We start from the raw sequence: 15,311 nt of genomic DNA, 5'->3' as shown, positions 1-15,311 counted from the left end.
AAGACGAAAGGAGAAAGTCAGATGTCTAATATTGGCGTATGGGAAGCAGCAGAGCCTGGTGTAACACGCTGTATTCTGAAAGCGGAAGTTGGTTTAATGATGATGGAGGTTCACTTCGAGCCTGGTGCGATCGGATATCAACACAGCCATGTGCATGAACAAATGTCCTATTGCCTGAAGGGGAAAATCGAGTTTACCATAGATGGTGAAGTAACTATAATTACGCAAGGCCAGACAATCTACATCCCTAGCGAAGCTAAACATGGCGTTACAGCGTTAGAGGAATCTGCTTTACTAGACGTTTTTACACCGATTCGCGAAGATCTTGTGAAGCGATAATCAGCCAGCTGCTTTTGCAGCTGTTTTTTTTTGACCGTTTTAAAAGACGTGCAATCCCATATAGATCGCTACTCCCCATATCATGCAAGCAGATACCTTGTTTATTTTTGCAATAAAAATGCCTGTGGTATCTCGCTTCCCGACAAGTCGACCTGCATAGGCCAAGCCAAAAAACCAGAGCCAGGAAACCAAGATTACACTCAAGGTGAAAGCCCATTTGTCACCACCGACATAGGCTAAGGAGTTCGTGCCAATAATACCAAGCGTATCGAGAATCGCATGAGGATTCATTAAAGAAACGGAAACAGCAAACAAGATTTGCTTTCGCGAGTCATTGATTGGTTGGGATGCAAGCTTGCTCGGTTTGCTAGTCCAGATCACCCATCCCATGTAGATGAGAAAGATGAACCCGACGCCATAGAGCGCTGTTTGCAGCCAGGCGAAGGTCAGCACGATAAGCGAAACGCCTGCAACAGCGGCAACAACTAGAAGTGTGTCGCAAACCGCTGCTGTGAGAACAACAGGCAAAGCTTTGATATAAGAACGCTGCCGGGCACCTTGGTTGAAAACAAAAACATTTTGGACCCCTAACGGTAATATCAGACCAAAACTCAAAATAATTCCATGCAAAAATGCGGATATCACAACGAATCTCTCCTTTTGTTCGACCAGTTCTCTTTAGTATAGGGCGTTCTCGTCCGTTGTCTCCCTCCAAATGGGTGGTGACCGACCCAACCAAATGGTATAGTGAAACGGTAAGGAGTGGCGTCATATGAACTGGAAACCCGACTTCTCGTCAGAAATCCCACTATATGTACAGATAAAAGAGTTCATCAAAACGAAAATAACGCTTGGCGAATGGTCGGTCGGCACCAAAATCCCCTCGCAGCGGGCTTTGGCTGCCCTTTATAACGTGAATCGAAGCACGGTCGTGACAGCGCTCCATGATTTAATCGCCGAAGGTTTGCTGGAAGGCAATACCAAAGGGGGGACAAGGGTTGTTAATAACTCTTGGAACCTATTAGCCGCCGCGCCGCCACCGGACTGGAGTTCCTACGTGCAAGCCGGCACGTATTATCCGAACCAGCCTGTTATTCAAAATATTAACCGCGCCGAATTTCAGCAAGGCATTGTCCGGCTGGGAACCGGGGAGCTTTCCGAGGATTTACTGCCCTCGGAGCAGATGAAGAGCATTTTTGCAGGAAGCTCGATGAATGCATTCTCATTGGGGTATGAGGAACCAAAGGGAAATCTCTACCTGCGCAAACAGTTGGCTGACTATTTGCAAGGACGCGGCGTTTCCGCTTCGCCATCCAATATTTTAATCGTATCAGGATCTCTGCAAGCTTTGCAGCTCATATCCATGGGGCTATTGCCGCGGGGCTCTTCTATTCTTGTAGAAAAACCATCCTACTTGTACTCTGTGCATGTGTTTCAATCAAACAACATTAAACTCGTTGGGCTGCCTATGGACGAACAAGGCGTGCAAACGAATCTGATCAGTCGTTACAAAGAGGGCTATCACGCCTCGCTGCTGTATACGATACCTACTTTTCATAATCCAACGGGTGCGTTGATGTCAGAAGCCAGGCGTCAGGAACTGATGAGGATTTGTACGAATGAAGGACTTCCTATCATTGAAGATGATGTCTATAACGAGCTTTGGTTCGATACACCGCCACCGTTGCCATTGAAAGCTAGGGATCCACATGCTTTAGTTCTCTATTTGGGAAGCTTTTCGAAAACCTTAAGTCCAGGTCTAAGGATTGGTTGGGTCGTTGCCCCGGAGCCGGTCATTGATCGTTTAGCAGATATCAAAATGCAAAGCGACTACGGATCGAGTTCCATCTCCCAGTGGGCAGCAGCCGAATGGCTCCAGAGAGGCTTGTATCAAGAGCATCTCGTTTCTCTGAGAGATCAACTGAAGAGAAGACGGGACCTGACGGTACAGTTATTGACCACCTATTTTACCGGAATGGCTGCTTGGCATGTGCCGGCAGGCGGTTTCTATATTTGGGTTGAAATTACAGTAGAGATCAAGATGCAGGTGCTGTTTGAGCGTGCTTTAAAAGCAGGGATTCTGCTGAATCCCGGAACCATCTATCATCGGCAAACAGGCAATTATTTGCGGATTTCTTATGCTTATGCCAAGCCGGATGAACTTGAATGGGGGATGGCGCAATTGGCTGCCCTGATGAAACAGTTGGCGGGAACATAGATCGATGCGTTTCGGAATGAGCATTGACGGGACGAGGTTGGCGAAGTAAAGTATAGTTGAATTTTAAATGCTGTGCAGCAAACGGCAGAGGGGAAGGGTGATTCGCATGATCAAAAGCGGGAAATTCGCATGGACATGGACGATTCGAGAGGAAGATTTGGAGGAATATGTTCGTATGCATCTTGCTCCATGGCCGGAGATAATGGAAGAACATAGCAAAGCAGGCATTCGAGACTACTCCATTTTCCAAAATGGAGCACAGTTTTTTTATTGCTTCCAGTGCGATGACCTTGAGGCGGCATTTGCTTACTTAGCCGAAAGCGAGGCTTGCAACCGCTGGAACGCAATCACCTCGAAGATGGTAGTTGGTTCCTTCGATTTCCGCGAGGCTGTGCCGATTCAACCGATGCCTGAGGTTTTTTATTTGAAATAGGCGATGAGGCTAGCCTTGCGCTGGGTGTGGATCCACACCCGGCAAGGCCGCAGAGCGGCGCCTGGTGGTGTAAGCCTGCAAAAGTGCAGGCTTTTTCGACGGAATCCTGTGAAAAATGGAAATGCCTGCGATAATGCAGGCATTTTAAGGTTTTTCTTCTTGGAATCCCGAAATGGCCCCGAAAAGATGCACAATCGCAGGAATTCCATGGTTTGCGCGACTTCATGAGCAAAAAAGATGCATAATCGCAGGCATTTAATGCTCTGAGTTGCTTCGAGCGAGAACCCAAAGAAACGCATATTCGCAGGGAATATGCCCAAAATGCTCGCTTGAGTCGTTACTGAGGAACAGTGACACGCCAACGGGCAGCTTGGACACTACTATATTCAGACTTTTATATAAGAGTCAGATACAAAAATGGGCTGTTCATAAGTAGTTTTCTACTTAGGGACAGCCTATTAGTATGATGAGCTGAGTGTTGGGCATGGGTAGAAGGTAGAAGGTAGATGGTAGAAGGTAGATGGTAGATGGTAGAAGGTAGAAGGTAGAAGGTAGAAGGTAGAAGGTAGAAGGTAGAAGGTAGAAGGTAGAAGGTAGAAGGTAGAAGGTAGAAGGTAGAAGGTAGAAGGTAGAAAGTAGAAGGTAGAAAGTAGAAAGTAGAAAGTAGAAGGTAGAGAGTTGAAGGTAGTAAGTAGTAAGTAGAGGGTAGAAGGTAGAAAGTAGTAAGTAGATGGTAGAAAGTAGAAAGTAGAAAGTAGAAAGTAGAAAGTAGTAAGTAGTAAGTAGTAAGTAGTAAGTAGTAAGTAGTAAGTAGTAAGTAGTAAGTAGTAAGTAGATGGTAGAGGTAGAAAGTAGAAAGTAGAAAGTAGAAAGTAGAAAGTAGTAAGTAGCAAGTAGCAAGTAGTAAGTAGAAGGCAGTATCCGGGTGCTGCACTACTCAAGTCATTTGGCCAACTATGTGCTCTTTTTTGATGCGTACCTTGTGTGGATGGGGGATGAGATCGTTGAAGCGGAACTATGATACGCTATTTTAAGCAAATAGGCTGCTTTAGAACTCGAAAAGGAACTGGAGTCCGCTATTTAGAGGAATTCATGCTCGTACCACCTGTTTTTGGTGAAATAGCGTATCCTAGTTCCATTTCAGCTGGGAATTGCCTGTTTTTGCTTAAATAGCGGACTGTAGTTCCCATTCTGGTTTGCTCAGAGCGCATCTTCCCCAAACAGTTCCTTTCGTGTATCCTCAGTCCCACACTCTCCCCAGCCTCACTCGACCTCAGTCCCACTCGTCCTCACTCCCCCTCCTCCACACGCGGAAATGTAATCTCCACTTCCGTTCCCGTTCCGGGGACGCTGCGGAAGGCGAGGTTCGCGGGAGCGCCGAAGTAATGGCGGATTCGCTCCATGACATTCTTCACTCCGTAGCTGCTGCCCCCGATTTTGCTGCGGCTGATGCCCGCGAGCATATCTTCGATCTGGTTGGCGCTCATGCCGACGCCGTCATCTGTGATCAGCAAGCGAATGGTTCCGTCCACCGGCATCCCATGGATGGTGATTGTGCCTTCGCGCTGCGCTCGCCCTAAGATCCCATGCAGGATGGCATTCTCAACGAGCGGCTGCAGGGTGATTTTGGGAATGGGATGATTCAGCAGCTCTTCCGGAACATCAATTTGAAAATTGATCTTATTTTCAAAACGAATATTTTGAATTTGCACGTAGAAGGAAACATGCTGCAGCTCTTCGCGCAGTGTGATAATGTCTTTGCCATTGCTTAAGCTGACTTTGTAGAACCGGGCTAGGGCTTTGACGACTTTTTTGATGTCGGTATTTAAGCCGCTGTCGGCCATCCAGTTAATCAGATCCAGCGTGTTGTATAGAAAATGGGGATTGATTTGCGATTGCAGAGCTTTCAATTCCGCATTTTTCACTTCTTGTCCCAGCCGGTATTGTTCCTTATTCATGGAGCTGATTTGTTCAATCATGTAGTTATAGGTTTGGATCAGTTCACCGATTTCATCTTTGCCCTGTGTTTGGGCAAGCGCGATCAGGTTCCCTTTCTGCACATCCCGCAAACGGCTGGTCAATTGGGTAATGCGCCTTGTTACAGAAAAAGAAAATAAATAAGCGAGCAAGTAGGCAGTAGCGCTCACAATGAGCAGGATGACAAGCAAATCATTGCGCAGCTGATGGCTTTGCTTCACGACTTCATCGAGCGGAATGACGGTCACCATGCCCCAATTCGAAGGAAGCTGCCTGAATAAGTAGTAGTTGTTATTGGTTTGCCAGGTTGTGGAGACGGTGTCAGCCGTCGTTTCCGGCAAATCCATTTCGGTTAAATGGACTTGATCGGAGGCAAGGACGATTTGATGATTTTGATCAACAAGAAAGGTCGTGCTGTTCCTTACAACGTTGGCTTTGCGCAGCATAGACCGAATGGTTTCAGCTTGAACATCCACGCGTAATTGACCGATCGGCAAGGAATAATTGTTAGGATCCAAAATACTTCTGACCACATAAAGGGAAGAGTCGTCATGCGAGGCATGTTGGCCCAGCTCGGGTGCGGAGCACCACAAATATTTGGAATGAAGCTCCTTCAAACGGTCAAAGCAAGGGCTCTCCGAAGTTTCGCCCAAGGGGAGGAAATTCTCCGTCTCATTGGCAAAAATGAAGCTGCTCGGGACATACAAAATAACACGCGAAATATCCAGGCTGTCTTGCATAGAGCGAAGCAGCTTTTTGAGATTGCTGTAATCCTGAAGCTCGCGATTAATATCTTGGGTCACATTATTATCCATCAAAATATCGGAAATCGTGGAGTTGGAAACCAAAATATTCGTCGTTTCAGCGATGCGCTGCACCCGATAATTGAGAAAAGAGTAGGTCTGGTCGAAACCCTGTTTGGCTGAATAGGTGACATGATTGATAATGATTTCGGACATTTTCTCCGATGCGATGAATTGATAAAAGCCAAGCGGAAGCATGATGAGCAGCAAATAGCTGTACATGATTTTGTGGCGTAATTTGGTATTGTACAGCCATTTCCGAAAGATTTGAATGAAGGAGAATATCATAGCTGGCATCGCTCCCGGTATTCAGAAGGCGTCATTCCTGTAGATTTTCGAAATATTTTAGCGAAATGCTCCCCATCCTTAAAGCCGACTTGAGAAGCTACATCAAGCACCTTCAGCCGATTGTTGCGCAGCAAATCCTTCGCTTTTTCCATCCGATATTCGGTGACATATTGCTTGATAGTTTTGCCGGTGGCTTCTTTGAAAATCGAGATGAGATGAGAGGCCGTCATCTGCATATGATCGCTGACATCCTGCACAGACAAGTCATCCTCAGCAAAATGGAGATGAATATAACGAACGATTCGGGAGCTGGTTGAAGTCATGCCTCCGGCTGTTCGCTCTTTCAAGGCTCTTGTTAACTCCTCTAGCTTAAGGGTCATCACACGATGAATATCATCCAAATAGTGGCATTCCAAGATCAGCTTCCAGGCGACATCGTTTTCCGCAGAAGTATCGAAAAGCGTGATGTTGCGGCTTTGGGCGAATTTATCCATTTCGAGGAGGAAGCGATAGTACAGCTCTTTCACACTGACAATCAAGGTGCCAGGATGCTGGCGAATATCGGACGTGATGGCCGTCAGCAATTGAAGAACCATGTCGGAATTTTCTTCGATCAATGCTTCTGTGAAGCGGTTGAAGTGTTCGGGCTGGGCTTGATAATGCTGCGAAAGGGCATCGCTGCCCCTGTTGTCGTGCAGGATTAACGTACATGGCTTATGAAAAAAAGACTCCTGAAGCCGAAGGACAGCACTTGTGTATGATTCTTGCAGCTTCTTGGCCGCAGATGCAACGGACCCTGCGGCAATAGAAAATAAGCTGAACTCTTGCTTCAAAGCAGAGGAGAGCTCATAACACATATGCTGCAAGCTGCTGCTTTCAAGCACGTCCTGTGGAAGAGAGAAGAAATGAACGATGACATGGCTTTCATCTTTCCAAGCGTACAAGTAAGGCTTGTCGCTGGGAGCAAGCGCGGAATCAAGCATTATTTCCAGTTTTTCCTTGCTAGGCTTGGGAGAAACCAACTTAATAAGCACAGTTGCAGCAGGGGCATGCAAGGGTGCGGTGAAGTCCGCAGCGAGCAGGCGGCTGCGCAGGATGTCATCCTCGTATCCGCCTCGAATGAGCTGCAGCGCTGCTTCTTGCTTCATATAGCTCTTGTTTTCCTTGGCAACTGTATCATTCGCCACATGCCGCTGCTCCTCGAGGATGATGGTGATGGCGCCTTGCAAGGCATCTTCGAGCTCTTCAATATCAATCGGTTTCTCCACATAGCTAACCGCTTTCAAAGTGATGGCTGCCTTTAAATATTCTTTGTCGGCATATCCGCTCATAAAGACGATTTTGCACTGCGGATATTTCCGGCGCAGGTGAAAGGCAAGCTCTATGCCATCCATTCGAGGCATTCGTATATCAGTAAGAACGATGTCTGGCTTAAATTGCTCCGCAAGGGCAACAGCTTCTAATCCATCCACAGCTTCTCTAAGTTCTGTAATTCCTAGACGTTCCCAAGCGACAGATTTGAGTACGCCTTCTCTCGTAAATTTCTCATCTTCTGCAAATAAAAGTTTCACTTCAGGCAGCCCCCTTAGACGTAGCTATAGATTATCGCATATTCTCCTCCAATACCACTGGCTGAAGCGGTGATCTGCAAAATTTACAGGGAATCGATATTTTGTCGGGTTATCACGCTTCGCCGATCCTGATAATTTAGATACATGAGAGAGACAACTAGAACCGGATGGGGGATTGGATAGAGATGAGAACAGGGCTCCTGTACCGAATGAGGTCCAAGAAAACACTGTTGTTCATGATTGCGCCGGCTGTCATTTACTTCCTGCTTTTCAGTTATGTGCCGATGGCGGGAATTGTGCTGGCTTTCAAACAGTATCGCTATGATTTAGGAATTATAGGTTCGCCGTGGGTTGGATTGGATAATTTTAAATTCTTCTTCATGACTGGCGACGCCTTTAGAGTGACGAGTAACACCATGCTGTATAACGCAGTTTTTATTCTACTCAACAATGTTTTGCAGATTATTGTCGCTATCTTTATGGCTGAGATCGGCTCAAAGCTGTTTCGCAAAACCGCGCAAACGTTGATGTTTTTGCCTTATTTCTTATCATGGGTTGTTGTAGGAGCGGTTGCGTATAACTTGTTCAACTTCGAGCATGGCACGATCAATACGCTGCTGCGCTCGCTGCACTTGCCTGAATTAGACATCTACACAACGCCTGAATATTGGAAATATATTCTTATCTTCTTCTCAGCATGGAAAGCGGTCGGTTACGGCGCGGTGTTCTATATGGCTTCTATCCTGAGCATTGACCGTGAAACCTACGAAGCTGCTGAAATTGACGGTGCCAATGTGTTTCAACGGATTCGTTACATTACTTTGCCATCGCTGCGTCCGACGATTACGATTCTGGTTCTATTGGCAATCGGCGGTATCTTCCGTGGTGACTTTGGACTCTTTTATCAGCTAGTTGGCAATAATGGGCTGCTCTATCAAACGACCGATGTCATCGACACGTATGTCTATCGTTCACTTCTCGTTAATAACGAAATCGGGATGTCTTCAGCGATTGGTTTCTATCAGTCAATTTTATGCTTTGTGACGATTATGGCGACGAACTTCCTTGTGCGCAAATCGGATAAAGATAATGCCTTATTTTAAACATAAAGTCCATTGCGGGGTGATCCTATGAGTACGACTAGCGTAAAAAAAAGCCACATCGATCAGCGGTTGCTGGATATCATTGGCTATGTCTTTATTACTGTGATCTGTTTAGCTTGTTTAATCCCATTCCTGTTAATTATCAGCGGTTCCTTAACGAGTGAATCGTCGATTACAAGTGATGGCTTCCGCTTATGGCCGAAAGAATTTTCATGGGGGGCTTATGCCTTTGCCTTGAAACATCCAGAGCAATTTGTGAGTTCGTATTTGTTAACCATCGCCTTAACCGTAACAGGTACGATAGTGGGGCTATTCATTTCTGCGATGACAGCATACGTGTTGCAGCGTCAGGATTTTGAATGGCGCAGCGGGTTCTCCTTCTTTTTCTACTTTACGACGTTGTTTAACGGCGGGCTCGTTCCTTGGTACATTTTGATGGTTAACTATTTACACATGAAAAATACGTTTTGGGCGCTGCTGGTGCCTCCGCTGCTGAATGTGTTCTATATCATTATCTTGCGAACGTTCCTGCGGACCATACCGGACGCGATTACGGAATCTGCGAAGATTGATGGAGCTGGTGATTTCACGATCTTCCTTCGCTTGATTCTGCCTCTGGCTAAGCCGGGGCTTGCCACCATTGGTTTGTTCACGGCCTTGAATTATTGGAATGATTGGTTTAACTCCTTGCTGTTTGTGCAGAATGAGAAGCTGTACACGCTGCAATATTTATTATATAAAATGCTGGGCAATCTCGAGGGGATTCGCAAGGTGATGGCGATTACCGGCATGCAGGTTACAGAACTGCCTGGTGAAAGCTTGAAGATGGCGCTCGCCATTCTTGTCACAGGTCCGATTATCTTCTTGTATCCGTTCGTACAGCGTTATTTTGTTCAAGGCTTGACGGTTGGAGCTGTCAAAGGGTAACCCCGGGAATTTACATTCCCGGTTATCATAAACTATTATACTTTTATAAGGGGAGAATAATATGGCACATACGAAGAAATTAGCCACACTCAGTCTTGCGTCGCTTTTTGTAATGGGAACTGTTCTGACAGCCTGCGGATCGAAAGATGCAGCACCAACGCCAAGCGCTTCTGCGGCGACTCAAGCAAGCGCTTCCGCGACGTCAAGCTCGGGGATTGATACAAGCAAAGAAGTGAAACTGAAGATGGTTTTGCTGGGCTCCAAGCCCAAAGCGTTTGACGAGGTTTATGGGGAAGTCAATAAATTGATGAAGCAAAAGATTAATGCCACGCTCGATGTCAGTTTCTTGGATTGGGGCGAGTACCAACAGAAATATCCGCTGATGTTCGCAGCCAACGAGGATTTCGATCTTGTGTTCTCCGCGACTTGGTCCTATTATGCCCAGCAAGCTACCAAAAACGGCTTTATGGAACTGACCGAAGACATGATTAAGAAGTTCGCTCCAAAAACGTGGGCAGAAGAGCCAAAAGTTGCATGGGAGCAAGCGAAAATTAACGGTAAAATTTATATGGTGCCGCAAAATAATTTTGAATACAGTTATCATATGGTTGGGATTCGCGGTGATTTGCGTCAGAAATACAATTTGCCGGAACTGAAAACCTATGATGATTATGTGACCTATTTGAAAACGGTTGCGGAGAAAGAGAAGGATTTCAAGCCTAGTATCGGTGTGAGTGAGTTTAATGCGGTTGAGCTGCTGCAGCCAAATGAGTGGAATTTCGTTGTCCCTCAGCTGCCTGTCGTTTATAAAGTAACAGAAGGTACTGGCAAATTATTCAACTATGTGGATACGCCTGAATTTGCAACGTTCTCCAAGAAAATGTTTGATACGCAAAAAACTGGCGCATGGTCCCGTGATGCGATAGCCAACAAAGTGGATAAAACACAAGCTTTTAAAGACGGGAAATTGGCTTCTGTGGAATGGAATTTAGGAACGCTGCTGCGTACCAAATCCGAAATGCAAACGACACATCCGGATTGGAAAGTAGAATTGTATGATTTGAGCTCCGATAAGAAGCGTTTGTCTAATCCTTTTATTAACAACGGCATGTCGATCCATGCGGGTTCCAAAAACTATGAGCGCGGCCTTATGGCGATTGACCTGCTTCGTTATGACCCTGACATTCATGATTTGACGAACTATGGCATTAAAGGCAAGCACTACGAGCCAGTAGGCAATGATCAGTTCAAGCCGCTTCCGGCTTCTGCGGATTTCCCGCCATCCGGTACGGATCCTTGGGGTTGGAACTCGCTGCATGAGCGTATGGATTCCACGGTTGCCACAGAAACACAGGCCTTTACAGAAAACTGGAAGAAGGCTGTTACGGTGAACCATCCACTGGAAACATTCACGTTTGACGATACCAAAGTGAAAAATGAAGTAGCCGCTGTCAGCAATGTGATGGATACTTACGGTAAACCGCTTTTCTACGGATTGGTAGATCCGAACGATGCTGCGCATGGTTTGAAAATATTCAATGACAAGCTGAAGCAAGCCGGCATCGAGAAAATTGTCGCTGAGATGCAAAGCCAAGCAGATCCATTGATTGCGAAGAAATAGTAACTTGATAAATTGATTCAAGAGGTGAAAGTTCATGTCTCATAAATATCCGCCTATTAGCTCTAAGCTACCAGTTTTCATGCACGGTGCCGATTACAATCCTGATCAGTGGCAGCACGATCCGCAAGTGCTTGAAGAAGACATTCGCCTCATGAAATTGGCCAAATGCAATGTGATGGCGCTTGGCATCTTCGCGTGGTCAGCGCTTGAACCAGTCGAAGGGACGTTTACCTTCGATTGGCTCGATCGTGTGCTCGATGCCTTCGCTGCGAACGGCATTTACGCTTGGCTGGCAACTCCAAGCGGAGCAAGACCCGCCTGGATGGCGGAGCAATATCCGGAGGTACTGCGAGTTGGCGCGAATCGGTTGCGCAACTTGTATGGGGCGCGTCATAACCATTGCTTCACCTCCCCTGTGTACAGGGAAAAGGTAAGCATCATGAACACGCGGCTAGCTGAACGCTATGCGCAGCATCCGGCGGTCGTTGGCTGGCATATCTCCAACGAGTACGGCGGCGAATGCCACTGCGATTACTGCCAGGAAGCGTTCCGCGGTTGGCTGCAGCGCAAATACGGCACACTGGATGCGCTCAACATGGCGTGGTGGACTTCGTTTTGGAGCCATACGTATACAAGCTGGTCACAGCTAGAGTCTCCGGCACCTCATGGCGAAAACTTGGTGCATGCGATGAATCTGGACTGGAAACGGTTTGTGACGGATCAAACTGTGGATTTCTGCCGTCACGAAATCGCTCCGCTTAAAGCATATAACACACAATTGCCCGTCACTACGAATTTGATGGAAGGTTATGAAGGGCTGAATTATTGGAAATTCGCCGATATTCTGGATGTCATCTCCTGGGATGCCTATCCGACCTGGCATGATGCTGAGGATCAAAGCCAGCTGGCGGCTTGGTTCGCTATGAACCATGATGTGTTCCGCTCATTGAAGGGCGGACAGCCCTTTCTGTTGATGGAAAGCACGCCAAGCTTAACGAATTGGCAAGCGGTTTCCAAATTGAAAAAGCCTGGCATGCATATGCTGGCTTCCATGCAGGCAGTGGCTCATGGCTCGGATTCAGTTCAGTATTTCCAATGGCGCAAGAGCAGAGGCGCCAGTGAGAAGCTGCACGGGGCTGTCATTGATCATGTTGGACATGAGCATACACGCGTATTCCGAGATGTAGCTGAACTTGGCGATGCTTTGGAGAAACTGTCTGACGTTATCGGCACTCAAGTGCCTGCGCAAACCGCCATCATATGGGATTGGGAAAACCGTTGGGCCGTCAAGGATTCGCAAGGACCTCGCAACATCGGGATTAAATATGAGGAAACGGTGATTCGTCATTATCGCGCTTTCTGGGAGCAAGGCGTTCCAGTGGATGTGATTGATATGGACTGCGATTTCAGTAAATACAAGCTTATCGTTGCACCGATGTTGTATATGGTACGACCGGGTGTCGGTGAGAAAGTTGAACAGTTTGTTGCCAGCGGTGGAACGTTCGTGACGACGTACTGGTCCGGCATCGTCAGTGAGAACGATCTCTGTTTCCTTGGCGGGTTCCCTGGACCGCTGCGCAAGACGCTGGGCATATGGTCCGAGGAAATTGACGGCCTGCATGATCATGAGAAGAACCGAATTATTTTCACAGACGGCAATGCCTTGCAGCTTTCCGGAGAATATGAGGCGCGTGAGCTCTGTGATTTAATTCATACAGAAGGTGCCGAGGTGCTTGCTGTCTATGGGGATGATTTCTACGCTGGACGCCCTGCGCTGACCGTGAATTCGTTTGGTCAAGGCAAAGCCTACTATGTGGCGACACGGACCGAGCAGTCCCACCTGAACTATTTCTACCAAAAGGTAGTGGCGGAAGCGGGGGTTAAGGGTGCCTTGGAAGTTGAATTGCCAGCCGAAGTGACCGCCCAAATTCGGACAGACGGCGTGCATGAGTTCATTTTTATCATGAATTTCAGTCAGAAGCCGCATACGCTCACACTGGATGATCATACCTACATGGATATGCTTTCAGCGGAAAAGGTTGCTGACAAAAGTCTGCTGCTTCAGCCGTATGGGGTGCGAATTCTAAAACGGGAGCAGCGTTGACACGCTCCATTGCAAAGCCTAATTTAAACCATAATGGGATGCCTGGGATTAGATTCCAGCATCCTTTTTATATGCGCTTAGAGGAATAAGCAGCCTTCATCGCGAAGAGTCTCTCCAGATTAGCCCTTATTCAGCGAAGAAATGTGGTGAATTTCGAATGAGATCAGGTATTCGCTTATGGTTTAATAAAGTTCGCAATTTACGCATTAAAGCGAAGCTGTTCCTGCTGATTACTGTTTCCATGGCGGTCAGCTCGTGTATTTCCTTGGTAGGGCTGCAGATCGCCTATTCGATATATGATCAGCAGATTTATGAGAAATCGTCCCAAGTCCTTAATCTATCTTCCACCTTGATTGAAAACGAATTGAACAAAGTGGAGCGATTAACGTTCAGCATCATGTCCGACGAGCAGATTCAACAAAATCTCATGGTCATGAACTCGAACGAATCGGACTATACTCGCATTCAATCCCGAGCGAAGCTGGTGGATCGGCTTGTCCAATATATCAATACGGAGACCTATATTACGGCAGCGGATATTACTGATTTACGGGGAAACAGTTATTCCAGCGGAAATTTGACAACGCTTTCTCCAGAGCGGCGAGCCTTAATAGAGCGAATTTCCGAACAGGGAGGCGGCAGCTTAGGCTGGGTGAACCCTGATGCTCAGGATTACAGTCTGGTTGCAACAAGGCAAATTCGTTCCTTTGATAATCTGGATTTAAACAAGCTGGGCACTCTCGTGCTGCATGTGAATTTAGACAAAATTGTCAATCAATATGCGCGGGAAGCGGTCATACGCGATGGCGAGCTGCTGATTGTTTCGCAAGGAAATATGATTTATCCGCATACCGCTAACTTGAAGTCATTCATGAATGACAGCTTTCCGTCTGAATCGGCAGCCAAAGGTTTTCGGATCATGGAACAAGACGGTGAGAAATATTTCGTTTCTCATATCCACTCGGACTATTTGGGCTGGACGTACTACAATAGGCTGCCGTTTCAAACGATTTTCAGCCATATTATTCTGATGAAAAATTGGATGATTGCCGCTTTTCTGGTCAGCTTCTTCCTCCTTGTTGGCTTTGGCATGACCGTTGCGCGCAGCGTGACCAGACCGATCGATGGCTTGATAAGCAGTATGCGCGGCTTGCAGATCAGCGATCTGGAGAATTCAGAGCTGCCGACGCTTGCCCCTTTATCACAGCAAATGGATGAAGTGGGTTTGCTCCAGCGTACGTATCGCATGATGATTGTGCGGATTCAGGAGCTGATTAAAGAAAATTACACCAAGCAGCTGATCATTAAGGAAACCGAATTCAGATCCCTGCAAGCGCAAATTAATCCACATTTTCTGTACAACACGCTCGAATCTATCAATTGGATTTCCAAGATGAATGGCCAGAAGCAGGTATCGCAAATGGTTGAATCGCTTGGCTATTTGCTCCGTTCGTCGATAAGCTTGAAGCAGGATATGATTTCTGTGGAAGACGAGCTGCAGCTCGTGCAGCACTATATTACAATCCAGCGCGTTAGATTTGAAGAGCGGCTTGATTTCAGACTGGATGTTCCAGCGCACTTGTTAAGTCAAAGCATTCCAAAGCTGACACTGCAGCCCCTTTTGGAAAATGCGATTAAATATGCGGTAGAAGTCATGCTTGAGCCTTGTGTGATTCAGATTAGCGGCAGGGAAGAGGCGGATGCTGTGGTTTTAATCGTTGAAGACAACGGACCTGGTATTGACGAAGTGTATTTGGAGCAAATTTTGACCGGGGAGCGCAAATCGAAGGGGACGGGAATCGGCCTGAAAAATATTGATGAACGAATTAAATTGTCCTATGGGGATGAATTCGGTATTCAAGTGGAGAATCGCTTGGATGGCGGTACGCGTATTTCAATTCGACTTCCAATGATGAAAAGAGGGTAA

General features: G+C 46.8%; 11 protein-coding genes. 8 read left to right on the top strand and 3 right to left on the bottom strand.

Going from position 1 to position 15,311, the window contains the following annotated elements; genetic code table 11:
* Positions 1-21: 21 nt before the first annotated feature.
* Entirely contained in the window at positions 22-339 is a 318-nt protein-coding gene (locus BC351_RS11240) for a cupin domain-containing protein (protein WP_079411866.1), read from the top strand.
* Positions 340-378: 39 nt separating this feature from the next.
* Here the strand turns inward: BC351_RS11240 and BC351_RS11235 are convergent, their stop codons facing one another.
* A complete protein-coding gene (locus BC351_RS11235; RefSeq protein WP_079411864.1) occupies positions 379-984 on the bottom strand; it encodes a LysE/ArgO family amino acid transporter in 606 nt (201 codons plus the stop codon).
* Positions 985-1,111: 127 nt separating this feature from the next.
* Between BC351_RS11235 and pdxR the strand changes: the two genes are divergently transcribed.
* Both pdxR and BC351_RS11225 read left to right on the top strand, forming a co-directional pair.
* On the top strand, positions 1,112-2,557 hold the full coding sequence (gene pdxR, locus BC351_RS11230; protein WP_079411862.1) for a MocR-like pyridoxine biosynthesis transcription factor PdxR: 1,446 nt from the start codon (positions 1,112-1,114) through the stop codon (positions 2,555-2,557).
* 106 nt (positions 2,558-2,663) lie between these two features.
* Entirely contained in the window at positions 2,664-2,990 is a 327-nt protein-coding gene (locus tag BC351_RS11225) for an L-rhamnose mutarotase (protein ID WP_079411860.1), read from the top strand.
* Positions 2,991-4,279: 1,289 nt separating this feature from the next.
* Here the strand turns inward: BC351_RS11225 and BC351_RS11210 are convergent.
* Both BC351_RS11210 and BC351_RS11205 read right to left on the bottom strand, forming a co-directional pair.
* Positions 4,280-6,058, bottom strand: a complete 1,779-nt coding sequence (locus tag BC351_RS11210) for a cache domain-containing sensor histidine kinase (protein ID WP_079411856.1) — start codon at positions 6,056-6,058, stop codon at positions 4,280-4,282.
* Positions 6,055-7,629 (bottom strand): response regulator, encoded by a 1,575-nt coding sequence (locus BC351_RS11205; RefSeq protein WP_079411854.1) that lies wholly within the window; start codon positions 7,627-7,629, stop codon positions 6,055-6,057. Before BC351_RS11205 ends, BC351_RS11210 begins: the two co-directional genes overlap by 4 nt.
* Positions 7,630-7,814: 185 nt before the next feature.
* On the opposite strand from BC351_RS11205, the gene BC351_RS11200 reads away from it, so the two are divergent.
* The 5 genes from BC351_RS11200 to BC351_RS11180 all read left to right on the top strand — a co-directional run bounded on the left by BC351_RS11200 (position 7,815) and on the right by BC351_RS11180 (position 15,311).
* Positions 7,815-8,732, top strand: a complete 918-nt coding sequence (locus BC351_RS11200) for an ABC transporter permease (RefSeq protein WP_079411852.1) — start codon at positions 7,815-7,817, stop codon at positions 8,730-8,732.
* A gap of 27 nt (positions 8,733-8,759) precedes the next feature.
* Positions 8,760-9,659, top strand: coding sequence for a carbohydrate ABC transporter permease (locus BC351_RS11195; RefSeq protein ID WP_079411850.1), 900 nt, complete (start codon positions 8,760-8,762; stop codon positions 9,657-9,659).
* 61 nt (positions 9,660-9,720) lie between these two features.
* On the top strand, positions 9,721-11,280 hold the full coding sequence (locus BC351_RS11190) for an ABC transporter substrate-binding protein (protein WP_079411848.1): 1,560 nt from the start codon (positions 9,721-9,723) through the stop codon (positions 11,278-11,280).
* Positions 11,281-11,314: 34 nt separating this feature from the next.
* A complete protein-coding gene (locus BC351_RS11185) occupies positions 11,315-13,384 on the top strand; it encodes a beta-galactosidase (RefSeq protein ID WP_079411845.1) in 2,070 nt (689 codons plus the stop codon).
* A 157-nt stretch (positions 13,385-13,541) separates the two neighbouring features.
* On the top strand, positions 13,542-15,311 hold the full coding sequence (locus BC351_RS11180) for a cache domain-containing sensor histidine kinase (protein ID WP_079411843.1): 1,770 nt from the start codon (positions 13,542-13,544) through the stop codon (positions 15,309-15,311).

This window comes from Paenibacillus ferrarius (genome assembly GCF_002027705.1).
Classification (GTDB): Bacteria; Bacillota; Bacilli; order Paenibacillales; family NBRC-103111; genus Paenibacillus_E; species Paenibacillus_E ferrarius.
This window is presented reverse-complemented; position numbering and strand designations above follow the sequence as displayed.

What these genes read in the sequence shown, in the direction of transcription:
- BC351_RS11240 (WP_079411866.1), top strand. Translation starts at nt 22, where the DNA reads ATGTCTAATATTGGCGTATGGGAAGCAGCAGAGCCTGGTGTAACACGC.
- pdxR (WP_079411862.1), top strand. Translation starts at nt 1,112, where the DNA reads ATGAACTGGAAACCCGACTTCTCGTCAGAAATCCCACTATATGTACAG.
- BC351_RS11225 (WP_079411860.1), top strand. Translation starts at nt 2,664, where the DNA reads ATGATCAAAAGCGGGAAATTCGCATGGACATGGACGATTCGAGAGGAA.
- BC351_RS11210 (WP_079411856.1), bottom strand. Translation starts at nt 6,058, where the DNA reads ATGATATTCTCCTTCATTCAAATCTTTCGGAAATGGCTGTACAATACC.
- BC351_RS11200 (WP_079411852.1), top strand. Translation starts at nt 7,815, where the DNA reads ATGAGAACAGGGCTCCTGTACCGAATGAGGTCCAAGAAAACACTGTTG.
- BC351_RS11195 (WP_079411850.1), top strand. Translation starts at nt 8,760, where the DNA reads ATGAGTACGACTAGCGTAAAAAAAAGCCACATCGATCAGCGGTTGCTG.
- BC351_RS11190 (WP_079411848.1), top strand. Translation starts at nt 9,721, where the DNA reads ATGGCACATACGAAGAAATTAGCCACACTCAGTCTTGCGTCGCTTTTT.
- BC351_RS11185 (WP_079411845.1), top strand. Translation starts at nt 11,315, where the DNA reads ATGTCTCATAAATATCCGCCTATTAGCTCTAAGCTACCAGTTTTCATG.
- BC351_RS11180 (WP_079411843.1), top strand. Translation starts at nt 13,542, where the DNA reads ATGAGATCAGGTATTCGCTTATGGTTTAATAAAGTTCGCAATTTACGC.